Source organism: Serinicoccus chungangensis (genome assembly GCF_006337125.1).
Classification (GTDB): Bacteria; Actinomycetota; Actinomycetes; order Actinomycetales; family Dermatophilaceae; genus Ornithinicoccus; species Ornithinicoccus chungangensis.
Map to the genome: position 1 here is coordinate 2,474,809 of NZ_CP040887.1, position 24,563 is coordinate 2,499,371.

Annotated in this window: 24 protein-coding genes and 1 tRNA gene; 1 reads left to right on the forward strand and 24 read right to left on the reverse strand. The window is 69.3% G+C overall.

Annotation, left to right across the window (positions count from 1 at the left end):
• Position 1: 1 nt before the first annotated feature.
• The 19 genes from rpmC to rplJ form a co-directional block, all read right to left on the reverse strand.
• Positions 2–250, reverse strand: coding sequence for a 50S ribosomal protein L29 (gene rpmC / locus FHD63_RS11310; protein ID WP_066641571.1), 249 nt, complete (start codon positions 248–250; stop codon positions 2–4).
• Positions 250–669: a 50S ribosomal protein L16 gene (gene rplP, locus FHD63_RS11315; protein ID WP_139722155.1), complete on the reverse strand. Its 420-nt coding sequence runs from the start codon at positions 667–669 to the stop codon at positions 250–252. Before rplP ends, rpmC begins: the two co-directional genes overlap by 1 nt.
• A complete protein-coding gene (rpsC, locus tag FHD63_RS11320) occupies positions 669–1,520 on the reverse strand; it encodes a 30S ribosomal protein S3 (RefSeq protein ID WP_139722156.1) in 852 nt (283 codons plus the stop codon). Before rpsC ends, rplP begins: the two co-directional genes overlap by 1 nt.
• Positions 1,520–1,885: a 50S ribosomal protein L22 gene (gene rplV, locus FHD63_RS11325; RefSeq protein WP_139723103.1), complete on the reverse strand. Its 366-nt coding sequence runs from the start codon at positions 1,883–1,885 to the stop codon at positions 1,520–1,522. The genes rpsC and rplV overlap by 1 nt, the downstream gene beginning before the upstream one ends.
• Positions 1,886–1,920: 35 nt before the next feature.
• Positions 1,921–2,202 (reverse strand): 30S ribosomal protein S19, encoded by a 282-nt coding sequence (rpsS, locus tag FHD63_RS11330; RefSeq protein WP_139722157.1) that lies wholly within the window; start codon positions 2,200–2,202, stop codon positions 1,921–1,923.
• Between the two features lie 20 nt (positions 2,203–2,222).
• Positions 2,223–3,059: a 50S ribosomal protein L2 gene (gene rplB, locus FHD63_RS11335; protein ID WP_130014036.1), complete on the reverse strand. Its 837-nt coding sequence runs from the start codon at positions 3,057–3,059 to the stop codon at positions 2,223–2,225.
• A gap of 40 nt (positions 3,060–3,099) precedes the next feature.
• On the reverse strand, positions 3,100–3,402 hold the full coding sequence (gene rplW, locus FHD63_RS11340) for a 50S ribosomal protein L23 (RefSeq protein ID WP_058890632.1): 303 nt from the start codon (positions 3,400–3,402) through the stop codon (positions 3,100–3,102).
• A gap of 2 nt (positions 3,403–3,404) precedes the next feature.
• The gene (rplD, locus tag FHD63_RS11345) at positions 3,405–4,055 is read right to left on the reverse strand and encodes a 50S ribosomal protein L4 (protein ID WP_139722158.1); all 651 of its coding nucleotides are present in this window, start codon (positions 4,053–4,055) and stop codon (positions 3,405–3,407) included.
• A 7-nt stretch (positions 4,056–4,062) separates the two neighbouring features.
• Positions 4,063–4,734 carry a 50S ribosomal protein L3 gene (rplC, locus tag FHD63_RS11350; protein WP_174964931.1) on the reverse strand — a complete coding sequence of 224 codons (672 nt, stop codon included), beginning with the start codon at positions 4,732–4,734 and terminating at the stop codon, positions 4,063–4,065.
• 11 nt (positions 4,735–4,745) lie between these two features.
• Positions 4,746–5,054, reverse strand: coding sequence for a 30S ribosomal protein S10 (gene rpsJ / locus FHD63_RS11355; protein ID WP_006946210.1), 309 nt, complete (start codon positions 5,052–5,054; stop codon positions 4,746–4,748).
• A gap of 277 nt (positions 5,055–5,331) precedes the next feature.
• A complete protein-coding gene (locus FHD63_RS11360; RefSeq protein WP_174964933.1) occupies positions 5,332–5,949 on the reverse strand; it encodes a histone deacetylase in 618 nt (205 codons plus the stop codon).
• 117 nt (positions 5,950–6,066) lie between these two features.
• On the reverse strand, positions 6,067–7,260 hold the full coding sequence (tuf, locus tag FHD63_RS11365) for an elongation factor Tu (protein WP_130014039.1): 1,194 nt from the start codon (positions 7,258–7,260) through the stop codon (positions 6,067–6,069).
• A gap of 113 nt (positions 7,261–7,373) precedes the next feature.
• Positions 7,374–9,476 (reverse strand): elongation factor G, encoded by a 2,103-nt coding sequence (fusA, locus tag FHD63_RS11370; RefSeq protein WP_139722159.1) that lies wholly within the window; start codon positions 9,474–9,476, stop codon positions 7,374–7,376.
• 101 nt (positions 9,477–9,577) lie between these two features.
• A complete protein-coding gene (rpsG, locus tag FHD63_RS11375; protein WP_058890627.1) occupies positions 9,578–10,048 on the reverse strand; it encodes a 30S ribosomal protein S7 in 471 nt (156 codons plus the stop codon).
• Entirely contained in the window at positions 10,048–10,422 is a 375-nt protein-coding gene (rpsL, locus tag FHD63_RS11380) for a 30S ribosomal protein S12 (protein WP_022925287.1), read from the reverse strand. The genes rpsG and rpsL overlap by 1 nt, the downstream gene beginning before the upstream one ends.
• Before the next feature lie 363 nt (positions 10,423–10,785).
• Positions 10,786–14,712 (reverse strand): DNA-directed RNA polymerase subunit beta', encoded by a 3,927-nt coding sequence (locus FHD63_RS11385; protein WP_139722160.1) that lies wholly within the window; start codon positions 14,710–14,712, stop codon positions 10,786–10,788.
• A 129-nt stretch (positions 14,713–14,841) separates the two neighbouring features.
• Positions 14,842–18,315, reverse strand: coding sequence for a DNA-directed RNA polymerase subunit beta (gene rpoB, locus FHD63_RS11390; RefSeq protein ID WP_139722161.1), 3,474 nt, complete (start codon positions 18,313–18,315; stop codon positions 14,842–14,844).
• 481 nt (positions 18,316–18,796) lie between these two features.
• Positions 18,797–19,186, reverse strand: coding sequence for a 50S ribosomal protein L7/L12 (gene rplL / locus FHD63_RS11395; protein WP_139722162.1), 390 nt, complete (start codon positions 19,184–19,186; stop codon positions 18,797–18,799).
• Positions 19,187–19,266: 80 nt separating this feature from the next.
• Complete coding sequence (gene rplJ / locus FHD63_RS11400; protein ID WP_139722163.1) at positions 19,267–19,911, reverse strand: 50S ribosomal protein L10; 645 nt, start codon at positions 19,909–19,911, stop codon at positions 19,267–19,269.
• 311 nt (positions 19,912–20,222) lie between these two features.
• On the opposite strand from rplJ, the gene FHD63_RS11405 reads away from it, so the two are divergent.
• Positions 20,223–21,548, forward strand: coding sequence for an MFS transporter (locus FHD63_RS11405; RefSeq protein ID WP_238705639.1), 1,326 nt, complete (start codon positions 20,223–20,225; stop codon positions 21,546–21,548).
• 375 nt (positions 21,549–21,923) lie between these two features.
• Here the strand turns inward: FHD63_RS11405 and rplA are convergent, their stop codons facing one another.
• The 5 genes from rplA to FHD63_RS11435 all read right to left on the reverse strand — a co-directional run bounded on the left by rplA (position 21,924) and on the right by FHD63_RS11435 (position 24,536).
• Positions 21,924–22,640 carry a 50S ribosomal protein L1 gene (gene rplA / locus FHD63_RS11415; RefSeq protein WP_139722165.1) on the reverse strand — a complete coding sequence of 239 codons (717 nt, stop codon included), beginning with the start codon at positions 22,638–22,640 and terminating at the stop codon, positions 21,924–21,926.
• Between the two features lie 113 nt (positions 22,641–22,753).
• Complete coding sequence (gene rplK / locus FHD63_RS11420; RefSeq protein ID WP_139722166.1) at positions 22,754–23,182, reverse strand: 50S ribosomal protein L11; 429 nt, start codon at positions 23,180–23,182, stop codon at positions 22,754–22,756.
• Between the two features lie 106 nt (positions 23,183–23,288).
• Complete coding sequence (gene nusG, locus FHD63_RS11425; RefSeq protein ID WP_139722167.1) at positions 23,289–24,101, reverse strand: transcription termination/antitermination protein NusG; 813 nt, start codon at positions 24,099–24,101, stop codon at positions 23,289–23,291.
• A gap of 57 nt (positions 24,102–24,158) precedes the next feature.
• Positions 24,159–24,404 carry a preprotein translocase subunit SecE gene (gene secE / locus FHD63_RS11430; protein WP_139722168.1) on the reverse strand — a complete coding sequence of 82 codons (246 nt, stop codon included), beginning with the start codon at positions 24,402–24,404 and terminating at the stop codon, positions 24,159–24,161.
• A 59-nt stretch (positions 24,405–24,463) separates the two neighbouring features.
• A tRNA-Trp gene (locus FHD63_RS11435) sits at positions 24,464–24,536 on the reverse strand.
• Between the last annotated feature and the right edge of the window lie 27 nt (positions 24,537–24,563).

Genomic DNA, 24,563 nt, shown 5'->3' on the forward strand with positions numbered 1-24,563 from the left:
CTCAGCCCACCTTCTCGTTCTCGTCGGACTCACGGCCGATGCCGAGCTCGCGCTCGCGCATCTCGGTGTAGATGCGGGCGATGTCCTTGCGGACCGCACGCAGCCGGCCGTGGCTCTCCAGCTGCCCGGTGGCGGACTGGAAGCGGAGGTTGAACAGCTCCTTCTTGGCCTCGGCCAGAGCATCGGCCAGGGGGCCGTCCTCCAGACCACGCAGCTGCTCGGGGGTCAGGTTGTCGGAACCGACAGCCATCAGATGTCACCACCCTCACGGGAGACGAAACGGGTCTTCATGGGCAGCTTGTGCATCGCCAGACGCAGCGCCTCGCGGGCGACGTCCTCGGACACACCGGACAGCTCGAACATCACGCGGCCAGGCTTGACGTTGGCCACCCACCACTCGGGCGAGCCCTTGCCGGAACCCATGCGGGTCTCGGCCGGCTTCTTCGTCAGCGGACGGTCGGGGTAGATGTTGATCCACACCTTGCCGCCACGCTTGATGTAGCGGGTCATGGCGATACGAGCGGACTCGATCTGCCGGTTGGTGACGTAGGCCGGCGAGAGCGCCTGGATGCCGTAGTCACCGAACGCCAGCTGGGTGCCACCCTTGGCCATGCCGGAGCGGCCGGGGTGGTGCTGCTTGCGGTGCTTGACGCGACGGGGAATCAACATCAGGACTGCTCTCCCTCGGTGGTAGCGGGGGCGGCGGTCGCCGAGTCGGTCTGCGCGGCTGCGGGGGCCTGCTCGGAGGTCGCGGTCTCGTCACGCCGCGGGGCACGACCGCGGCGCTCGCCACGCTCGCCCCCGGGGCCGCCACGACCACCGCGGCCACGACGGTCGCCACGCCCGCTGGGGGCCTGGGCCTCCTCGCGGGCCAGCTCCTTGGCGGTCAGGTCGCCCTTGTAGATCCAGACCTTCACACCGATCCGGCCGAAGGTCGTCTTGGCCTCGTACAGGCCGTAGTCGATGTTGGCCCGCAGGGTGTGCAGCGGCACGCGGCCCTCGCGGTAGAACTCCGAGCGCGACATCTCCGCACCGCCGAGACGGCCGGAGCACTGGATCCGGATGCCCTTGGCGCCGGCGCGCAGGGCGGACTGCATCCCCTTGCGCATGGCCCGACGGAAGGTCACGCGGGCAGCGAGCTGCTCGGCGATCCCCTGAGCCACCAGCTGCGCGTCCACCTCGGGGTTCTTCACCTCGAGGATGTTGAGCTGGACCTGCTTGCCGGTGAGCTTCTCCAGGGCGCCGCGCAGCCGGTCGGCCTCGGCGCCGCGGCGACCGATGACGATGCCGGGGCGGGCCGTGTGGATGTCGACGCGGACGCGGTCCCGCGTGCGCTCGATCTCGACCTTGGAGATGCCGGCCCGGTCCATCCCGGTGGACAGCAGCTCACGGATCGCGACGTCTTCCTTCACGTAGTCGCGGTAGCGCTGCCCCTCCTTGGTGGAGTCGGCGAACCAGCGGCTGCGGTGGTCGGTCGTGATGCCCAGGCGGTAGCCGTTCGGGTTGATCTTCTGCCCCATCAGCGGGCACCTCCCTTGGTCTTCTCGGCGACGACCACGGTGATGTGGCTCGTGCGCTTGTTGATGCGGCTGGCGCGGCCCTGGGCGCGCGGCCGGAACCGCTTCATGGTCGGGCCCTCGTCGACGAAGGCGGACGCGACGACGAGACGGGTCTCGTCGATGCCCGTGCCGCTGCTGTCGGCGGCGTGCCGGGCGTTGGCGACCGCACTGTTCAGGACCTTGAGCACCGGCTCGCTGGCGCTCTGCGGGGCGAACCGCATGAGGGCCTGCGCCTCCGGGACGCTCTTGCCCCGGATGAGGTCGACGACACGGCGTGCCTTCATCGGCGTCACGCGGACGTACCGCGCCTGCGCCCTGGCTTCCATGACGAATCCTTCTTCCGTGGTGTTCGTGGTGGTCGTCATCGGCGGCGACCCTTCCTGTCGTCCTTCTCGTGACCCTTGAACGTGCGGGTCGGAGCGAACTCACCGAGCTTGTGACCGACCATCGACTCGGTCACGAAGACCGGGACGTGCTTGCGGCCGTCGTGCACGGCCAGCGTGTGGCCGAGCATGTCGGGGGTGATCATCGACCGGCGGGACCAGGTCTTGATGACGTTCTTGGTTCCGGCCGCGTTCTGCGCGTCCACCTTCTTGGTGAGGTGGTCGTCGACGAACGGGCCCTTCTTCAGGCTGCGAGGCATTCTTCGGACTGCTCCTAAACTCAGCGCTTCTTGCCGGTCCGGCGACGACGCACGATGAGCTTGTCGCTGGGCTTGTTGGGCTTGCGGGTACGACCCTCGGGCTGACCCCAGGGGCTCACCGGGTGACGGCCACCGGAGGTCCGGCCCTCACCACCACCGTGCGGGTGATCGACCGGGTTCATGACCACACCGCGGACGGTCGGGCGCTTGCCCTTCCACCGCATCCGGCCGGCCTTGCCCCAGCTGATGTTGCTCTGCTCGGCGTTGCCGACCTCGCCGATGCTGGCGCGGCAGCGGGCGTCGACGTTGCGGATCTCCCCGGAGGGCATGCGCAGCTGCGCCATGCTGCCCTCCTTGGCCACCAGCTGGACGCGGGCCCCGGCCGAGCGGGCGATCTTGGCTCCCCCACCGGGCCGCAGCTCGATGGCGTGGATGACCGTACCGACCGGGATGTTGCGCAGCGGCAGGTTGTTGCCGGGCTTGATGTCGGCGGACGGGCCGTTCTCGATCGTGTCGCCCTGCTTGAGCCGGTTCGGCGCGATGATGTAGCGCTTCTCGCCGTCGGTGTAGTGCAGCAGCGCGATGCGCGCCGTGCGGTTGGGGTCGTACTCGATGTGCGCGACCTTGGCGTTGACGCCGTCCTTGTCCGCACGCCGGAAGTCGATGACCCGGTAGGCGCGCTTGTGGCCGCCACCGATGTGCCGCGTCGTGATGCGACCGGAGGCGTTGCGCCCACCGGTCTTGGACAGCGGCTTGACCAGCGACTTCTCCGGCGTCGTCCGGGTCACCTCGACGAAGTCGGCCACGCTCGAGCCACGTCGGCCCGGCGTCGTCGGCTTGTACTTGCGAATAGCCATTATCGAAAGTCCTCTAGCTTCTCGTCTCGTGCCCCGGCGCTCAGAGCGTGCCGAAGATGTCGATGGATCCCTCGCGCAGCGTGACGATCGCCCGCTTCGTGTCCTTGCGACGGCCCATCCCGAACCGCGTGCGACGGGCCTTGCCCTGGCGGTTCATCGTGTGGACCGAGGACACCTTGACGTCGAAGATGGCCTCGACGGCCTTCTTGATCTCCGACTTGTTGGCGCGGGGGTCGACCAGGAAGGTGTACTTGCCCTGGTCCAGCAGCGCGTACGACTTCTCGGACACGACCGGGGACAGCAGGATGTCGCGGGGGTCCTTCTGGGTGCTGAAGGTGCTCATGCTCACTTGGTCTCCTCGGCAGTCGTGGTGCTCACGCCGGAGATGAAGGTGTCCAGGGCGGCCTGGGTGAAGACCACGTCGTCGGAGCACAGCACGTCGTACGTGTTGAGCTGGTCGACGAACAGGACGTGCACGTCGGGCATGTTGCGCACGCTGCGCAGCCCGAGGTCGTCCGCGCGGTCCAGGACCACGAGGAAGTTCGGACGGTCCGACAGGGCCTGCAGGGCCGCGCGCGCCGTGCGGGTGGAGGGGGCCTCCCCCTCGATCAGCGCGGACAGCACGTGGATGCGGCCGTGGCGGGCACGGTCCGACAGCGCACCGCGCAGGGCGGCGGCCTTCATCTTCTTGGGCGTCTTCTGGGCGTAGCTGCGCGGCTGCGGGCCGTGCACCGTCCCGCCGCCGGCGAACTGCGGGGCACGGGTCGAGCCCTGACGCGCGCGGCCGGTGCCCTTCTGGCGGTAGGGCTTGCGGCCACCGCCGCGGACCTCGCCGCGGGTCTTGGTGGAGTGCGTCCCCTGCCGCGCCGCGGCCAGCTGGGCCACGACGACCTGGTGGATGAGGGGCACGTTGGTCTGCACGTCGAAGAGCTCGGCGGGCAGCTCCACCGTGCCGGCGTCTCCACCGGCGGGCTTGGTGATGGTGATGGTGGTCATGTCAGGTTCACGCACCCTTCGCGGCCGTGCGCACGAGGACGACGCCGCCGCGGGGGCCGGGGACGGCACCCTTGATGAGCAGCAGGCCCTTGTCCGCGTCCACGGCGTGGACGGTCAGGTTCGAGGTGGTCTGGCGCTCGCCGCCCATCCGGCCGGCCATCCGCAGGCCCTTGAAGACGCGGCCCGGGGTGGCGCAGCCACCGATGGAGCCCGGCTTGCGGTGGTTGCGGTGAGCACCGTGGGAGGCGCCGACGCCGGAGAAGCCGTGCCGCTTCATGACGCCCGCGAAGCCCTTGCCCTTGGTGGTGCCGGTGACATCCACCTTCTGGCCGCCCTCGAAGGTCTCGGCGGTGATCTCCTGGCCGAGCTCGTAGTCGGCGGCGTCGGCGGTGCGCAGCTCGGCGACGTGCCGGCGCGGGGTGACCCCGGCCTTGGCGAAGTGGCCCTTGAGCGGCTGGGTCACCTTGCGCGGGTCGATCGCGCCGAAGGCGATCTGGACCGCGTCGTACCCGTCGGTCTGCGCGTTGCGGACCTGGGTGACGACGGCGGGGCCCGCCTTGATGACCGTGACCGGCACGAGACGGTTCTCGGCGTCCCAGACCTGGGTCATCCCCAGCTTCTCGCCGAGCACGCCCTTGACGGTGCGCCTGGTGGTCGATGCAGTGGTCGTAGTAGTCATCGTCGTCACACTCACAGCTTGATCTCGATGTTGACGTCCGCCGGGAGGTCGAGACGCATCAAGGAGTCGACCGCCTTGGGGGTGGGGTCGACGATGTCGATCAGCCGCTTGTGGGTACGCATCTCGAAGTGCTCGCGGCTGTCCTTGTACTTGTGCGGCGACCGGATGACGCAGAAGACGTTCTTCTCCGTCGGGAGCGGCACCGGGCCGACCACCGTGGCGCCAGCACGGGTCACCGTGTCAACGATCTTGCGCGCCGAGCTGTCGATGACCTCGTGGTCGTACGACTTCAGCCGGATGCGGATCTTCTGTCCCGCCATCGCTTGTCTGACTCTCTCTCGTCGTCCGTCTGGAACATTCGTGGTCCGGTCCGACGGGACGGACACCGACCCCCGCGGTCGGGCGTGTCGCGCCTCCCGCAGACGTCACCCAGAGATCCTCAGATCGTCCTGGGCGGTGTCCGTACCCGGCTCGGCCGGGGCTTGCGCTGCCGTCGCCCGCGCCCTGGGGCGCGTGCCAGACGGCCGGCGACGCACACATGGGTGCGCGACGCGCGTCAAGCAACCTGTCTAGTGTGCCATGCGGCGTCGGCATACCTCAAATCGGTGCCGCGAGGCACTCCAGCAGGGCCGACCTCGACCACGCCTCGCGCACGACCGGGCTCCCCCGCAGGTAGTCGGCGACGGCCTCCGTGCTCATGCCGTGGCTGTCCCGGAGCCCCTCGGCGATGGTGCGCAGGTAGGGCGCCGTGGGTGCCAGCGACCCCAGGGCGTCGACGTCCTTCGCGGTGAAGGTGAGCACCGGCGCGTCCTCGATCGTCCCGACCCGGTGGATGGTCTCGTAGCGCCCCGGCCCGGCGACGTCGTAGCCCTCGGAGAGCACCCGGGACAGGTCCAGCCGCCCGCGGGGCTCACGGTGCATCTCCTGCGCCGCGACGTCCACGAACTGGTCGGCGGTGAGGAGGTAGGCCCGGGCCGCCACCCCGTGCGGGTCCTCGCCCGGGACGTAGAAGGCGATCCCGCCGCCCCAGGTCACGGACTCCCAGCCGAAGTGGAGCCGGCCGGGGAGGTGGACCGGACGGTCCCCCGTCGGCAGCTGAGGGTCACGCGCGCCGGTCTGCCCGCGCCGGGCCCCTGAGGCCGTCCCCCCCTGCAGATAGGTGAGGAAGCGGTGGCGGCTGAGGTTCGACCCGTAGGCGGCGTACCAGACCCTCATGCCCCCAGCCTGCCACGCCTCCCCCGGCCGTCGGCGAGGCACCCGTCCCGGACGCCAGGAGCCCCCGTCACCGGTGTCGGTGACGGGGGCTCCTGCGCGGGACGGGCCCGGCTCAGGTCACTTGAGGATCTTGGTGACCCGACCGGCGCCGACGGTGCGGCCACCCTCGCGGATGTTGAACATCAGGCCCTCCTCCATGGCGATCGGCTGGATCAGCTCGACCTTCATGTCGGTGTTGTCACCGGGCATGACCATCTCGGTGCCCTCGGGCAGGTGCACGACACCGGTGACGTCCGTCGTCCGGAAGTAGAACTGCGGACGGTAGTTGTCGTAGAACGGCGTGTGCCGGCCACCCTCGTCCTTGGACAGGATGTAGGCCTGCGCCTCGAACTCGGTGTGCGGGGTGATGGTGCCCGGCTTGACGATGACCTGGCCGCGCTCGACGTCCTCGCGCTTGGTGCCACGCAGGAGCAGGCCGACGTTCTCGCCCGCACGCCCCTCGTCGAGCAGCTTGCGGAACATCTCGATGCCGGTCACGGTCGTCTTGCTCGAGCCCGGGCGGATGCCGACGATCTCGATCTCCTCGTTGACCTTGAGGATGCCGCGCTCGATGCGGCCGGTGACGACGGTGCCACGACCGGTGATCGTGAAGACGTCCTCGACGGGCATCATGAACGGCTTGTCCAGGTCGCGCTCGGGCTCCGGGATGTACTCGTCCACGGTGTCCATGAGCTCGAGGACGGTGTTGGCCCACTCCTCGTCACCCTCCAGCGCCTTGAGCGCGGAGACCTTCACGACGGGCAGGTCGTCACCGGGGAACTCGTAGGAGGACAGCAGCTCGCGGACCTCCATCTCGACGAGCTCCATGATCTCCTCGTCGTCGACCATGTCGGCCTTGTTGAGGGCCACGACGATGTAGGGGACGCCGACCTGGCGGGCCAGGAGGACGTGCTCCTTCGTCTGCGGCATGGGGCCGTCGGTGGCGGCGACCACGAGGATGGCACCGTCCATCTGGGCAGCGCCGGTGATCATGTTCTTGACGTAGTCGGCGTGACCCGGGCAGTCGACGTGCGCGTAGTGACGCTTCTCCGTCTGGTACTCGATGTGCGCGATCGAGATCGTGATGCCGCGCTGCTTCTCCTCGGGCGCCTTGTCGATGGAGTCGAAGGGCGACGCCTGGTTCAACTCCGGGTACTTGTCGTGCAGCACCTTGGAGATGGCAGCCGTGAGGGTGGTCTTGCCGTGGTCGATGTGACCGATGGTGCCGATGTTGACGTGCGGCTTGCTCCGCTCGAACTTGGCCTTCGCCACTGGGGTGTCCTCCTGTTGGACTCGGGATGTGCGATCGTCACCGGTGCGGGACCGGGGGCGACGTCTGGATGGGTGTTGCTCGGTCCATCACTCCGCGGACGGAGTGAACGGGATCACTCGCCGCGGACCTTCTTGATGATCTCCTCGGCGACGTTCTTGGGAACCTCGGCGTAGGAGTCGAACTGCATCGTGTAGTTGGCACGACCCTGGGTCCGGGACCTGAGGTCACCAACGTACCCGAACATCTCGGACAGCGGGACCACGGCCTTGACGACCTTGGCACCGGAGATGTCCTCCATGGACTGGATCTGCCCACGTCGGGAGTTGAGGTCGCCGATGACGTCCCCCATGTAGTCCTCCGGGGTCCGGACCTCGACGGCCATCATCGGCTCGAGCAGCACCGGGTTGGCGCGGCGGGCGGCTTCCTTGAAGGCCATCGAGCCGGCGATCTTGAACGCCATCTCCGAGGAGTCGACGTCGTGGTAGGCGCCGTCCAGCAGGGTGGCCTTGATGCCCACGACCGGGTAGCCGGCCTGGATGCCGACCTGCATCGCGTCCTGGATGCCCTGGTCCACCGAGGGGATGTACTCCTTGGGCACACGGCCACCGGTGACCGAGTTCGCGAACTCGTAGAGCTCGCCCTCGGCGGTGTCCATGGGCTCGAAGGTCAGCTGCACCTTGGCGAACTGGCCCGACCCACCCGTCTGCTTCTTGTGGGTGTAGTCGTACTTCTCCACAGCCTTCTTGATGGTCTCGCGGTAGGCGACCTGCGGGGCGCCGACGTTGGCCTCGACCTTGAACTCGCGCTTCATGCGGTCCACGAAGACGTCCAGGTGCAGCTCGCCCATGCCGCCGATGACGGTCTGGCCGGTCTCCTCGTCCAGACGGACGGTGAAGGTCGGGTCCTCCTGGACCAGCTTCTGGATCGCGGTGGAGAGCTTCTCCTGGTCGCCCTTGGTCTTGGGCTCGATGGCGACGTGGATGACCGGCTCCGGGAAGCTCATCGACTCCAGCACGATGTGCTGGCTCATGTCGGAGAGCGTGTCACCGGTGGTGGTGTCCTTGAGGCCGATCATCGCGTAGATGTGGCCGGCCGAGGCCGAGCCCACCGGGTTCTCCTTGTTGGAGTGCATCTGGAACAGCTTGCCGATGCGCTCCTTCTTGCCCTTGGTCGCGTTGTAGACCGGCTGGCCGGCGTCGATCTTGCCCGAGTACACACGCACGTAGGTGAGCGTGCCGAAGAACGGGTGGGTCGCGACCTTGAAGGCCAGGCCGGAGAACGGCTCGGTGGAGTCCGGACGACGGGTCAGCTCGACGGTCTCGTCGTTGGGGTCGTGGCCGATCATCGGCGGGACGTCCAGCGGCGAGGGCAGGTAGGAGATGACCGCGTCCAGCATCGGCTGCACGCCCTTGTTCTTGAAGGCCGAGCCGCACAGGACCGGGTAGGCCTGCGAGGTGACGGTCATGGCACGGATGCCCGCGACCAGCTCCTCCTCGGTCAGCTCACCCTCCTCGAGGTAGCGCTCCATGAGCTCGTCGGTCGCCTCGGCGACCTGCTCGACGAGCTTCTCGCGGTACTCCTCGGCCTGCGCCTGCAGGTCCTCGGGGATCTCCTCGACGGCGTAGTCCTCGCCCTTCTCGACCTCGCCGCGCCACGTCAGCGCGCGCATCTTGACGAGGTCGATGACACCGATGAAGTCGCTCTCGGCGCCGATGGGCAGCTGGACGACCAGCGGGGTCGCGCCCAGCCGGTCCTTGATGGTCTGCACGGTGAAGTAGAAGTCGGCACCGAGCTTGTCCATCTTGTTGACGAAGCAGACGCGCGGAACGTCGTACTTGTCCGCCTGGCGCCACACGGTCTCGGACTGCGGCTCGACACCCTCCTTGCCGTCGAACACCGCGACCGCGCCGTCGAGGACGCGCAGCGAGCGCTCCACCTCGACGGTGAAGTCGACGTGCCCGGGGGTGTCGATGATGTTGATCTGGGTGTCCTTCCAGAAGCAGGTCGTCGCGGCCGACGTGATGGTGATGCCGCGCTCCTGCTCCTGCTCCATCCAGTCCATGGTCGACGCCCCGTCGTGCGTCTCACCGATCTTGTAGTTGATGCCGGTGTAGAACAGGATCCGCTCGGTGGTCGTCGTCTTGCCGGCATCGATGTGAGCCATGATGCCGATGTTGCGGACCTTGTTGAGGTCCGTGAGGACGTCGAGTGCCACAGTCTCTCTTCTCTGGTTGGTCTCTCGTGGTCAGTGCGATGCCGGTGCGCGGTCGGGGCGGGGGGCGCGACCGGCGCGCCTGCCCTGCCCCGACCCGCGGGTCACCAGCGGTAGTGGGCGAACGCCTTGTTGGCGTCGGCCATCTTGTGCGTGTCCTCGCGACGCTTCACCGCGGCGCCCAGGCCGTTGCTCGCGTCGAGGATCTCGTTCATGAGGCGCTCGGTCATGGTCTTCTCCCGGCGCTGCCGCGAGTAACCCACGAGCCAGCGCAGGGCCAGCGTGGTGCTGCGGCCGGGCTTGACCTCGATCGGCACCTGGTAGGTGGCACCACCGACGCGGCGGGACTTCACCTCGAGGGCCGGCTTGACGTTGTCCAGCGCGCGCTTCAGCGTCTGCACGGGGTCGGTGCCGGTCTTGGCGCGGCAGCCCTCGAGGGCGCCGTAGACGATGCGCTCGGCGGTCGCCTTCTTGCCGTCCAGCAGGATCTTGTTGACCAGCTGGGTGACCAGGGTCGAGCCGTAGACCGGGTCGTTGATGAGGGGACGCTTGGGAGCAGGGCCCTTACGAGGCATTACTTCTTCTCCTTCTTCGCGCCGTAGCGGGACCGGGCCTGGTTGCGGCCCCGGACGCCCTGGGTGTCCAGGGACCCGCGGATGATCTTGTAGCGGACGCCGGGCAGGTCCTTCACCCGGCCGCCGCGGACGAGCACGATGGAGTGCTCCTGGAGGTTGTGGCCGACCCCCGGGATGTAGGCCGTGACCTCGACGCCGCTGGTGAGGCGCACGCGGGCGACCTTGCGCAGGGCGGAGTTCGGCTTCTTGGGGGTGGTGGTGTAGACACGGGTGCAGACGCCGCGGCGCTGCGGGTTGCCCTTGAGGGCCGGGGAGTTGGTCTTCTTGACCTTGTCCTGCCGGCCCTTGCGGACAAGCTGGTTGATCGTAGGCACTGATGCTCCGTCAGTCGTCGATGGTCGTCGTGGGCCGCACGGCGTCCGTGCGGGTCACGCTCCTTGGGTTGCGCCGCTCCTCGACCCCCGCATCCGGGTGTGTCGGAACAGCTGCTCTCCCCTGCACTTCCCGTCCGGTTCACCGTGCGGCGCGAGGCCGCGGCGACCCGGGCGGACTGCCCGGCGAGAGGTAGGTGCGGGCACCGAGGCCCGCGTGCACGCAGGACCTAGCCCGCACACAGTTCTCCAGGATACCGGGCGCGACGTCGCGGGGACAAATCCGTCACCCGCGGACGCGCCAGGGGCGGGTATGCCGTGCGTCACGGCATACCCGCCCCTGGCGGTGTGCGGTCGGACCTGCGCTCAGTAGCGCGGCTCGTCCATGGGGACGTCGTCGAGGCGGACCGCCTCGCCGCTGCCCTGCCCGAACGTGCCGGCGTAGTCGAAGTCCTCGTAGTCCGGGACCGCGTAGGCCGCGGCCTTGGCCTCCTCGGTGGGCTCCACCGTGAGGTTGCGGTACCGCGTCAGGCCGGTCCCCGCGGGGATCAGCTTGCCGAGGATGACGTTCTCCTTGAGGCCCAGCAGCGGGTCGCTCTTGGCCTCCATCGCGGCCTCGGTGAGGACGCGGGTGGTCTCCTGGAAGGAGGCCGCGGAGAGCCAGGAGTCGGTCGCCAGCGAGGCCTTGGTGATGCCCATGAGCTCGGGACGACCCGACGCCGGACGACCACCCTCGGAGACGACCCGACGGTTCTCGGTCTCGAAACGGCCACGCTCGGAGAGGGTGCCGGGCAGCAGCTCGGTGTCCCCCGCCTCGATGATCGTGACCCGCCGCAGCATCTGCCGGACGATGACCTCGATGTGCTTGTCGTGGATCGACACACCCTGCTGGCGGTAGACGCCCTGGACCTGGTCGACCAGGTGCTGCTGGGTCGCCCGCGGGCCGAGGATGCGCAGGACCTGCTTGGGGTCGATCGCGCCGACCACGAGCTGGGTGCCGACCTCGACGTGGTCGCCGTCGGAGACCAGCAGGCGCGCCCGCTTGCTCACCGGGTAGGCGTGCTCGTCGCTGCCGTCGTCCGGCGTGAGGAGCAGCCGGCGCGACTTGTCGGTGTCCTCGACCTCGATGCGGCCGGTCGCCTCGGCGATCGGGGCGACCGCCTTGGGCGTGCGGGCCTCGAAGAGCTCGACGACACGCGGCAGACCCTGCGTGATGTCGTCACCGGCCACACCACCGGTGTGGAAGGTGCGCATCGTCAGCTGGGTGCCGGGCTCACCGATCGACTGGGCGGCGATGATGCCGACGGCCTCGCCGATGTCCACCAGCTTGCCGGTCGCGAGGCTGCGGCCGTAGCACTTGGCGCACGTGCCGACGAGCGACTCGCAGGTCAGGACCGAGCGGACCTTGACCTCCTCGACGCCGGCGCTCACCAGCGTGTCGATGACGACGTCGCCCAGGTCGATGCCCGCCTGCGCGAGCACCTGGCCGTCGACCTCCACGTCCGAGGCGAGGGTCCGCGCGTAGACCGCGGTCTCGACGTCGTCGTGCTCGCGCAGCGCACCCTCGGCGCCGGCCTGCGCGATCGGCATCACGAAGCCGCGGTCGGTGCCGCAGTCGTTCTCCCGGATGATGACGTCCTGGCTGACGTCGACCAGTCGACGCGTGAGGTAGCCCGAGTCGGCGGTCCGCAGCGCGGTGTCCGCCAGGCCCTTGCGGGCACCGTGCGTGGAGATGAAGAACTCCAGCACCGACAGCCCCTCGCGGAAGTTGGACTTGATCGGACGCGGGATGATCTCGCCCTTCGGGTTGGCCATGAGGCCGCGCATCCCGGCGATCTGCCGCAGCTGGAACCAGTTGCCGCGCGCGCCCGAGGTCACCATGCGGTAGATGGTGTTGTCCTTGGGCATCGAGGTCTCCAGCTCCTTGGCGACCTCGTTGGTGGCCTGGGTCCAGATCTCGATGAGCTCCTGCCGACGCTCGTCGTCGGTGATGAGACCGCGCTCGTACTGCAGCTGCACCTTCGCGGCCTTGACCTCGTAGGTGGACAGGATCTCGGTCTTGCGCTCCGGCGTCTGCACGTCCGAGACCGCGACCGTGGTGCCCGAGCGGGTCGCCCAGTGGTAGCCCGCGTCCTTGAGCGAGTCGAGGCTCGCGGCGACCTGCACCTTGGTGTAGCGCTCGGCCAGGTCGTTGACGATCCCGGAGAGCCGCTTCTTGTCCACGACCTCGTCGACGTAGGGGTAGTTGGGCGGCAGGGCGTCGTTGAACAGCGCCCGGCCCAGCGTGGTCTCCATGACGAAGGTGTCGACGACACCGTCCTCGGTGACCTGGGCACCCTCGGCCAGCGCGAAGCCCTCCGGCGGCGCGGTCTGGTTGAGCCGCAGCCGGATGGCCGTGCCCAGCTCGATCTGGCCGCCGTCGAAGGCCATGCGGGCCTCCGCGACGGAGCCGAAGCTGCGCAGGTGCTGGTTGCCGTCCTCGTCCACGAGGTAGGCCGACCCGGCCTCTCCCCGGGTGCTCTCCGAGGTGAGGTGGAACAGGCCGATGATCATGTCCTGGGTGGGCATGGTCACCGGACGGCCGTCGGCCGGCTTGAGGATGTTGTTGGAGCTCAGCATGAGGATCCGGGCCTCGGCCTGGGCCTCGGCCGACAGCGGCACGTGGACCGCCATCTGGTCACCGTCGAAGTCGGCGTTGAAGGCGGTGCAGACCAGCGGGTGGATCTGGATCGCCTTGCCCTCGACCAGCTGCGGCTCGAAGGCCTGGATGCCCAGGCGGTGCAGCGTGGGGGCCCGGTTGAGCAGCACGGGGTGGTCGGTGATGACCTCCTCGAGCACGTCCCAGACGACGCTGCGGCCACGCTCGACCATGCGCTTGGCCGACTTGATGTTCTGCGCGTGGTCGAGGTCGACCAGCCGCTTCATGACGAACGGCTTGAACAGCTCGAGCGCCATCTGCTTGGGGAGACCGCACTGGTGCAGCCGCAGCTGCGGGCCGACGACGATGACCGAACGGCCGGAGTAGTCGACGCGCTTGCCGAGCAGGTTCTGGCGGAACCGGCCCTGCTTGCCCTTGAGCATGTCGGACAGCGACTTCAGCGGCCGGTTGCCCGGGCCGGTGACGGCGCGCCCGCGGCGGCCGTTGTCGAAGAGGCTGTCGACGGCCTCCTGCAGCATGCGCTTCTCGTTGTTGACGATGATCTCCGGCGCGCCCAGGTCCAGCAGCCGCTTGAGGCGGTTGTTGCGGTTGATGACGCGGCGGTAGAGGTCGTTGAGGTCGGAGGTCGCGAAGCGGCCACCGTCCAGCTGCACCATCGGGCGCAGGTCCGGCGGGATGACCGGGACGCAGTCCAGCACCATGCCGGCCGGCTCGTTCTTGGTCTGCAGGAAGCTGGTGACGACCTTGAGCCGCTTGATGGCACGGGTCTTGCGCTGGCCCTTGCCGGTGGCGATGGTCTCGCGCAGCGAGGCGGCCTCGGCGTCGAGGTCGAAGCTCTCCAGCCGCTTCTGCAGCGCGGCGGCGCCCATACCTCCCTCGAAGTACATGCCGAAGCGGTCCCGCATCTCGCGGTAGAGGATCTCGTCGCCCTCGAGGTCCTGGACCTTGAGGTTCTTGAAGCGGTCCCAGACCTGCTCCAGGCGCTCGACCTGGGCGTCGGCACGCCGACGGATCTGGTTCATCTCCCGCTCGGCGCCGTCCTTGACCTTGCGCTTGGCGTCGGACTTGGCGCCCTCGGCCTCCAGCTCGGCGAGGTCGGACTCGAGCTTCTTGGCCCGGTCCTCGACGTCAGAGTCGCGACGGTTCTCCATCGCCTTCTTCTCGGTCTGGATCTGCGCCTCGAGGCTGGGCAGGTCCTGGTGGCGCCCCTCCTCGTCGACCGTGGTGATCATGTAGGCGGCGAAGTAGATGACCTTCTCGAGGTCCTTCGGAGCCAGGTCCAGCAGGTAGCCGAGGCGGCTCGGGACACCCTTGAAGTACCAGATGTGGGTGACCGGGGCGGCGAGCTCGATGTGGCCCATCCGCTCGCGGCGCACGCCGGCCCGGGTCACCTCGACGCCGCAGCGCTCACAGATGATGCCCTTGAAGCGGACCCGCTTGTACTTGCCGCAGTAGCACTCCCAGTCCCGGGTCGGGCCGAAGATCTTCTCGCAGAAGAGGCCGTCCTTCTCGGGCTTGAGGGTGCGGTAGTTGATGGTCTCGGGCTTCTTGACCTCGCCGTGGCTCCAGGTCCTGATGTCCTCGGCCGTCGCCAGGCCGATGCGCAACTCGTCGAAGAAGTTGACGTCTAGCACTTCGTGCTTCCTTCTCTCGTATGCAGAAATCTCACGTTCATGGGTGGGTCGCCGGGCGTGGCGGTCGGGCTACGCCCGGCGACCTCGACACTCCGCGGAACCAAGCTCGCTTCGCTCGCGGTTCTGCGGTCAGACTTCCTCGACCGAGCTGGGCTCGCGGCGGCTCAGGTCGATCCCGAGCTCCTCGGCGGCCCGGAACACCTCGGTGTCCGACTCGCGCAGGTCGATCTGGCTGCCGTCGGAGGACAGGACCTCGACGTTCAGGCACAGCGACTGCATCTCCTTGATGAGCACCTTGAAGGACTCGGGGATGCCGGGCTCCGGGACGTTGTCGCCCTTGACGATGGACTCGTAGACCTTGACCCGACCGGTGACGTCGTCGGACTTGATGGTGAGCAGCTCCTGCAGGGCGTAGGCGGCGCCGTAGGCCTCCAGCGCCCACACCTCCATCTCACCGAAGCGCTGGCCACCGAACTGGGCCTTACCACCGAGCGGCTGCTGGGTGATCATCGAGTACGGCCCGGTGCTGCGCGCGTGGATCTTGTCGTCCACGAGGTGGTGCAGCTTGAGGATGTACATGTAGCCCACCGAGATCTCCTCGGGGAAGGGCTCGCCCGAACGGCCGTCGAAGAGCTTCGTCTTGCCGCTGGAGTCGATGAGCCGGTCCCCGTCACGGGTCGGCGTGGTCGAGTCCAGCAGCCCGGCGATCTCCTCCTCGCGGGCACCGTCGAAGACGGGGCTCGCGACACGGGTCCGCGGCGGGGCGCTGCGGGCGTCGTCGGGGATGAGCTCGGCCCACTCCGGCTGCCCGGCGATCTCCCAGCCCTGCGCCGCGGCCCAGCCGAGGTGCAGCTCCAGGATCTGGCCGATGTTCATCCGGCCCGGGACGCCCAGCGGGTTGAGCACGACGTCGACCGGCGTGCCGTCCTCGAGGAACGGCATGTCCTCGACCGGGAGGATCTTGGAGATGACGCCCTTGTTGCCGTGCCGTCCGGCCAGCTTGTCGCCGTCGGTGATCTTGCGCTTGTTGGCGACGTAGACCCGGACCAGCTGGTTGACGCCCGGGGGCAGCTCGTCGCCCTCCTCGCGGTCGAACACCTTGACGCCGATGACCGTGCCGGTCTCGCCGTGCGGCACCTTCATCGAGGTGTCGCGGACCTCGCGCGCCTTCTCGCCGAAGATGGCGCGCAGCAGGCGCTCCTCCGGGGTCAGCTCGGTCTCACCCTTGGGCGTGACCTTGCCGACGAGCAGGTCGCCGTCGCGGACCTCGGCACCGATGCGGATGATGCCGCGCTCGTCGAGGTCGGCGAGCACGTCGTCGGAGACGTTCGGGATGTCCCGGGTGATCTCCTCCGGACCCAGCTTGGTGTCGCGGGCGTCGATCTCGTGCTCCTCGATGTGGATCGAGGAGAGCACGTCGTCCTGGACCAGACGCTGGGAGAGGATGATCGCGTCCTCGTAGTTGTAGCCCTCCCACGGCATGAACGCCACGAGCAGGTTGCGACCCAGCGCCATCTCGCCGCCGTCGGTCGCGGGACCGTCGGCCAGCAGCTGACCCGCCTCGACGTGGTCGCCCACGTCGACCCGTACCTGCTGGTTGTAGCAGTTGCCCTGGTTGGAGCGGGTGAACTTGTTGATCTTGTAGGACTGGTAGGTGCCGTCGTCGTTGGCCACGGTGACCAGGTCGGCGGAGACCTCCTGGACCGCGCCCGCCTTGGCGGCGCGCACGACGTCACCGGAGTCCAGCGCGGCGCGGTGCTCCATACCGGTGCCCACCAGTGGCGCCTCGGCGCGCACCAGCGGCACGGCCTGACGCTGCATGTTGGCGCCCATGAGCGCACGGTTGGCGTCGTCGTGCTCGAGGAACGGGATCATCGCGGTCGCGGCGGACACCATCTGGCGCGCCGAGACGTCCATGTAGTCCACGTCGCCGGCGGGCACGTCGACGGCCTCGCCCTCGCGGGCCCGCACGAGCACCCGCTCGTCGAGGAAGGTGCCGTCGTCGTCCAGCTTGGCGTTGGCCTGGGCGATGACGAACCGGTCCTCCTCGCCGGCCGACAGGTAGTCGACGACGTCGGTGACCTTGCCGTCGCGGACCCGCCGGTAGGGGGTCTCGACGAAGCCGAACGGGTTGATCCGGCCGTAGGACGCCAGCGAGCCGATGAGACCGATGTTGGGACCCTCAGGGGTCTCGATCGGGCACATGCGGCCGTAGTGGCTGGGGTGCACGTCGCGCACCTCCATGCCGGCCCGGTCACGGGACAGACCACCCGGGCCCAGCGCGGACAGACGACGCTTGTGCGTCAGCCCGGAGAGCGGGTTGTTCTGGTCCATGAACTGCGACAGCTGGCTGGTGCCGAAGAACTCCTTGATGGAGGCGACGACCGGCCGGATGTTGATGAGCGTCTGCGGCGTGATCGCCTCGACGTCCTGGGTGGTCATCCGCTCGCGGACGACCCGCTCCATCCGGGACAGGCCGGTGCGCACCTGGTTCTGGATGAGCTCGCCGACGCTGCGCAGGCGGCGGTTGCCGAAGTGGTCGATGTCGTCGACCTCGGCCGGGACCTCGCCGCTCGGGCTGGTCACGGCCTGCTCGCCGGCGTGCAGCGCGACGAGGTACTTGATCGTCGCGACGATGTCGTCGATGCCGAGCACGGACTCGCCGAGCGGCGCCTGCAGCCCCAGCTTCTTGTTGACCTTGTAGCGGCCGACCTTGGCGAGGTCGTAGCGCTTGGGGTTGAAGTAGAGGTTGTTGAGCAGCGTCTCGGCCGCGTCGCGCGTCGGGGGCTCGCCCGGACGCAGCTTGCGGTAGATGTCCAGCAGCGCCTCGTCCTGGTCGGTGGTGTGGTCCTTCTCCAGGGTGAGCCGGATCGACTCGTAGTCGCCGAACTCCTCGAGGATCTGGTCCGTGGTCCAGCCGAGGGCCTTGAGCAGGACGGTGACGCTCTGCTTGCGCTTGCGGTCCACGCGGACGCCGACCTGGTCGCGCTTGTCGATCTCGAACTCCAGCCAGGCACCGCGGCTGGGGATGACCTTGGCGGAGTAGATGTCCTTGTCCGAGGTCTTGTCGAGGCTGCGCTCGAAGTAGACGCCCGGGCTACGCACGAGCTGGGACACCACGACCCGCTCGGTGCCGTTGACGATGAAGGTGCCGCGCGGCGTCATGAGCGGGAAGTCGCCCATGAACACGGTCTGGCTCTTGATCTCACCGGTCGAGTTGTTGATGAACTCCGCCGTGACGAACAGGGGGGCGGAGTAGGTCATGTCCTTCTCCTGGCACTCCTCGACGGAGTACTTCTGCTCCTCGAACCGGTGGTCGCGGAAGCTCAGCGACATGGAGCCGGAGAAGTCCTCGATCGGCGAGATCTCCTCGAAGATCTCCTCCAGACCGGAGGTGGTGGGGATGTCGTCGCGCTCCTCGGCCTGGGCTGCGGCGACCCGCGCCTGCCAGGCCTCGTTGCCGAGGAGCCAGTCGAAGCTCTCGGTCTGGAGCGCCAGGAGATCGGGAACCTCGAGGGGCTCCCGGATCTTGGCGAAGCTCAGTCGTCCGGAGGGCGTCTGAGCGGTGGACACAGTCTTCTTCGCAGTGCGCGAGGCAGCCAAGGATGGTCCTTCCACGGGCCTAAATGTGTGCGGCGGTCAGGCGGCGCCCGGCCTGCTCACGGATGCAGCGCGAAGTGATGGTGTCCAGCGCCCCGGCGGACCGGCCGGGGCGCGCACCGATCTCTTCAACGGGATCGAGGGCAGGTGAAGGGCAGCGCAAAGAATTAGTCTACACGCCGCATGGCCCGACGTCCAACCCTGGACGACGGGGACGCCGCAGCCCCGGACGTCGGCTCAGGGGCGGGCGCGCCCCTGGTGGATCCCGACCTCCGCCACCGGCGGATGCGTCCGACGATGGTGCTCCCTGCGCCCCCCGCCCGTCAAGCACGCCCGCTCCCCCGCGCGTGTCCGTCTCCTCCGCCCGGCTCCGGACGCACCGCGGGCGGGGCCCGGGCACCATAGGTGCCCCGACCCCGCCCGCGGCGGAGGTGAGAGGTGTCGGCGGGACGTCACGGCCTGAGCCGCGGCCCCACCGACGGGCTCACTTGAGGGTGACGGTCGCGCCGGCGCCCTCGAGCTGCTCCTTGGCCTTCTCGGCGGCCTCCTTGTCGACCTTCTCCAGGACCGGCTTCGGCGCACCGTCGACCAGGTCCTTGGCCTCCTTCAGGCCGAGGGAGGTCAGCGCACGGACCTCCTTGATGACCTGGATCTTCTTGTCGCCGGCGGCCTCGAGGACGACGTCGAACTCGTCCTGCTCCTCGGCGGCGTCGTCGCCGCCACCGGCGGCCGGGGCACCCGCGGCCGCCACGGCGACCGGGGCGGCAGCGGTGACCTCGAAGGTGTCCTCGAAGGCCTTGACGAACTCGGACAGCTCGATGAGGGTCATCTCCTTGAACTGGTCAAGGAGCTCCTCGGTGCTCAGCTTCGCCATGATGGGCGTTCCTTCCTGTTGTATGCCGTGAGTGGCGTTGTGATGAATGTGCTGCTCGCGTGGCCCGGGGGCCGCCGCGCTCAGCCCTCGTCGCCACCCTCGGCGACGTCGGTGCCCGCCTCGGCCTGTGCCGGTGCGGTGGTGTCGGCGGAGTCCGCCGACGGGGACTCGTCGGCAGCCGCCGACGTCGCCCCGGAGAGGGGACCGCCCTGCTCCTCGACCTTCGCGCGCAGCGCCTCGACGACCCGGGCGGTCGACGACAGCGGAGCGGCGAACAGGCCGGCAGCCTTGGACAGGTTGCCCTTCATGGCACCTGCCAGCTTGGCCAGCAGGACCTCGCGGGACTCCAGGTCCGCGAGCGTGGTGATCTCGGCGGGGGTCAACGGCCTGCCGTCGAGCACCCCACCCTTGATGACCAGGGCCGGGTTGGCCTTGGCGAAGTCACGCAGCCCCTTGGCCGCCTCGACCGGGTCACCGGTGACGAAGGCGATGGCCGTGGGGCCCTGCAGGTGCTCGTCGAGGCCTTCGATGCCGGCCTCGGCAGCAGCACGCTTGGTGAGCGTGTTCTTCACCACGGCGTAGGTGGCGTGCTCCCGCATGGAGGCGCGCAGCTCGGTGATCTGACTCACCCGCAGCCCGCGGTACTCCGTGAGCACGGCCCCACCGGAGCTGCGGAACTTCTCCGTCAGCTCGGCGATGGCAGCAACCTTCTCGGGCGTCGCCATACTGGCCTCCTATCACGTCGTGGTGCCGGCTACCCCCGGGCCCGGCATGACGAGAGCCCCGGCGCAGGTGCACCGGGGCTCGCAGGACGATCGTCGACGGAGTCGGACGGGTCGTGCTCGGTTCACCTACGCTGGACGCCCGACTTGGTCGGAACCTTCGGCCGACGCCACCCGACCCGGCTCACGCCGGACCCGGGCACGCCGACGACCGGCGGTCTTGGGTATGCCACCAGGGTACGGCATACCCGTGGGCGGCCCAAATCCCGGTGCCGGTCTCCGGTGCGGTCGGGCCGCCCGGCATCATGGGGCCGGTGAGCGAGCAGTCGACACGGGCGCGGTGGTACCACCGGTTCGTCAGCGAGGATCCGCAGGCCGAGAGCGACTTCGGCGGGAGCGACCGGGTGAGCCGTGGCGGGCTGCGGCTCATCGGTGCCAACGCCCTGCAGAGCATCGGCGACCAGGTCGTCAACGCCAAGACGGTCCTCCCCTGGTTGCTCACCCTCGTCGGCGCGCCCGCCGCGCTGGTGGGGCTGCTGGTGCCCGTGCGCGAGGCCGGGTCGATGCTGCCGCAGGCCGCGCTGACGCCGTGGGTGGTGGCCCGCCCGCGCCGCACCCGGGTGTGGATGCTCGGTGCGGCCGGCCAGGCCGGGGCGACGGCGGCCATGGCGGCAGCGGCCCTGGCGCTCGACGGGTGGGTGGCGGGGGCCGCCGTCCTCGCGGCGCTCGCGGTCTTCGCCCTCGCGCGCTGCCTGTGCTCGATGGCGGCCAAGGACGTGCAGGGCCGGACGGTGCCGAAGGGGCAGCGCGGCCAGGTGACCGGGGCCGCGACCATGGTGTCGGGGGTGGCGGCCCTGGTCATCGGGGTGGCCCTGCAGCTGCTCGGGCCCGGCCTGGACGCCCCGGCGCTGGCGGCCTTCCTGCTCGGTGCGGCGCTGATGTGGGCGCTCGCGGTCCTGGTCTACGCGGGGATCCCCGAGGAGCCCCAGGAGCCCGAGGAGGAGCGCCAGCACTGGTGGACCGACACGGTCGGCCTCCTGCGGGACGACGCCGGGTTCCGCCGGTTCGTCCTGGCCCGGGGGCTGCTCCTAGTGTCGGCGCTCGCGCCGCCCTTCCTCGTGACCCTGGCGGTCGACGCGGGCCGGTCGGGCGGCCAGGGCACGGTCGCCGCGCTGCTCGGCGGGCTCGGGTCGTTCGTCATCGCGCAGGGCGTCGCCTCGGTGGTCGGCGGGAGGGTCTTCGGGTCGCTGGCCGACCGGTCCAGCCGGCTCGTCATGGTGCTCGGCGCGCTCGTCGCCTCGGTCGTCGTGCTCCTCGCGGTCGTGGCCGTCCTGGCGCTGCCGGGGCGCCCGGGGGCGCTGCTCGCGGTGCTGGTCACGGCATACCTCGTGCTGAGCCTCGTGCACGTGGGCGTGCGGGTGGCCCGCAAGACGTATGTCGTGGACCTCGCCGAAGGCGACCTCCGCACGCGCTACGTCGCGGTCTCCAACACCGCCATGGGCGTCGTCCTGCTCGTCACGGGTGCGGTGAGCGCGGCCCTGGCGACCCTCGGCGCCGTCGCCGCCCTGGTCTTCCTGGCCCTGCTAGGGCTGGTCGGCGCCGCCGTGTCCTGGCGGCTGCCCGAGGTGTCCCGGGGCTGAGAGTCCCGGGGTCCGCGCACCCGGCCCGCCCACGGGACCCACTCCCCCGGCTCCACGACCCCGCGACCCCACGACCCCACGACCCCACGACCCCACGACCCCACGACCCCACGACCCCACGACCCCACGAGTCGACGATCCCACGAGCCACACAGGTCACACCGGCCACACCGTGCGGGGACAGTCCCGTCTGCCGGCGCTATGTCCCCGGCCCGGAGGGATGTCCCCGCACGTCGGGACCCCTGTGACAGGAGAGGCCGACGGGTCGACACCACGGCGCGACGCGTGCTGCCCCGACGCGACGACGCCCCCGGGAGCACGTGGGGTGCTCCCGGGGGCGTCGACGGCGAGCGGCCGCAGCCGCTCAGGCGGGTCTCACTCGGCCGGCGCGGTCTCCAGGACGCTGGCGACGCGCGCGGGGTCCAGGGGGATGCCCGGGCCCATCGTCGTCGACATCGTCGCCTTGGTGACGTAGCGACCCTTGGAGCTGGTCGGCTTCAGCCGCAGGATCTCCTCGATCGCGACGGCGTAGTTCTCCGCGAGGGTCGCCTCGTCGAAGGAGGTCTTGCCGATGATGAAGTGGAGGTTGGCGTGCTTGTCCACCCGGAACTCGATCTTGCCGCCCTTGATGTCGGACACGGCCTTGCCGGTGTCCATCGTGACGGTGCCGGTCTTGGGGTTGGGCATGAGCCCGCGGGGGCCGAGCACCTTGCCCAGGCGGCCGACCTTGCCCATGAGGTCCGGGGTGGCGACGACGGCGTCGAAGTCCGTCCAGCCGCCGGAGACGCGCTCGATCATGTCGTCCGAGCCGACGTAGTCGGCGCCGGCGTCCAGGGCGGCCTGCGCCTTGTCGCCGTTGGCGAAGACGAGCACCCGGGCCGTCTTGCCGGTGCCGCCGGGCAGGTTGACGGTGCCGCGGACGAGCTGGTCGGCCTTGCGCGGGTCGACGCCCAGGCGCAGGGCGACCTCGACGGTCGCGTCGTACTTCGTGGTGCTGGTCTCCTTGGCCAGGCGGATCGCCTCGCGGGGGGTGTAGAACGACCCCTCGGCGAGCTTCTCCGCGGAGGCGCGGTAGGCCTTGCTGCGCTTCATGTGTCACTCCTCGTGGTGATGGTGGAGCTGTGGTCGGACGGGCCGAAGCAGGCCCTGCCACAGGGTTCGGGGTATGCCGTCCGCCCGGTGGGCGGAGGGCATACCCCGGAGGTTCAGCTGGTGGTGATGCCCATCGACCGGGCGGTGCCAGCGATGATGCGCTTGGCCATGTCCAGGTCGTTGGCGTTGAGGTCGGCCATCTTCATCTCGGCGATCTCGCTGAGCTGGGCGTCCGTCAGCGTGCCGACCTTGGTCTTGTGCGGCTCGCCGGAGCCCTTGCCGACGCCCGCCGCCTTCTTGATGAGCTCGGCGGCCGGCGGGGTCTTGGTGATGAAGGTGAACGAGCGGTCCTCGTAGACCGTGATCTCGACCGGGATGACGTTGCCACGCTGGGACTCCGTCGCGGCGTTGTACGCCTTGACGAACTCCATGATGTTGACGCCGTGCTGACCCAGCGCGGGGCCGACGGGCGGGGCCGGGGTGGCGGCGCCGGCCTGGATCTGCAGCTTGATGAAGCCGGAGACCTTCTTCTTGGGGGGCATGGTGCTCTCCTTGGATCGTGGGCCGACGCCCTGGGCGATGACCCGGTTGCATGCCGTGCACCGGCCGGTGACGGCGGGGTCGGGGGACGAGGTCCCCCGGGGGGGATCAGATCTTGGCGACCTGGTTGAACGACAGCTCGACGGGGGTCTCGCGGCCGAAGATCGAGACCAGCACCTTGAGCTTGTTGCTCTCGGGCAGGATCTCGGAGATCGTGGCGGGCAGCGTCTCGAACGGGCCCTCCATGACGGTGACCGACTCGCCGACCTCGAAGTCGACCTGCGGCTGGGCCGGGCGGCTGAAGCCGTCGTCCGAGGTCGCGCCGCCGTCGCCCGCGGCGCTGGGCGCCGGGGTCGGGGTGTCGAACTTCGGGGCCAGCATCGAGACGACCTCGTCGATGCTCAGCGGCACCGGCTGGTGGGCGTTGCCGACGAAGCCGGTGACGCCCGGCGTGTGCCGGACGGCGCCCCAGGACTCGTCGGTCAGCTCCATGCGCACGAGGACGTAGCCGGGCATCCGCACCCGGCGCACCTGCTTGCGCTGGCCGTTCTTGATCTCGGTCACCTCCTCCATGGGGACCTCCACCTCGAAGATGTAGTCCTCCATGTTGAGGCTGGTGATCCGGGTCTCCAGGTTGTGCTTGACCCGGTTCTCGTAGCCGGCGTAGGAGTGGATGACGAACCAGTCGCCGAACTTGCCGCGCAGGACCGAGGTGAACTCCTCCAGCGGGTCGACCGCCTCGAGGACCTCCTCGGCGTCCGCGGGCTCCTCGGAGGCCACCTCGTCGTCCTCGCCGTAGACGGCCTCCTCCACGGGGTCGGCCGGGTCGTCACCGTCGTGACGCTCGGCGGCCTCCACGTCGGCGTCCTGCACGGACTGCTCGGCGGTGACCTCGTCGTGGTCGGGGGTCTGCTCGGACATGCCCTACTTCCTCAATGTCGTGTCGCGGCGCCGATCGGCACCGGGTGCTGCTCGCGGTCAGGCCCCGAAGACGAGACCGACCAGCCACTGGAACAGCTGGTCCAGACCGAAGACGAACGCCATCATCACCAGCACGAAGACGAAGACGACGATCGTGTAGGTGATGAGCTCGTTGCGCGTGGGCTGGACGACCTTGCGCAGCTCGGCCATGACCTGCTCGACGAAGGTCGCCGGGCGCCCACCCGGACCGGCGCCGGCCTGGCTGCGGGCAACACCGTCGGTGTCGCGGGCGGAGTCGGCCACGGCTCGCCTTCCTGTCGCTGGTTGAGATCTCCCGGGGGGCGGGGCGCCTCCCGGTCACGCAGGGCAAGAGGGACTCGAACCCCCAACCGCCGGTTTTGGAGACCGGTGCTCTACCAATTGAGCTATTGCCCTTCACCAGGTCCTCGCGACGCCGACCCG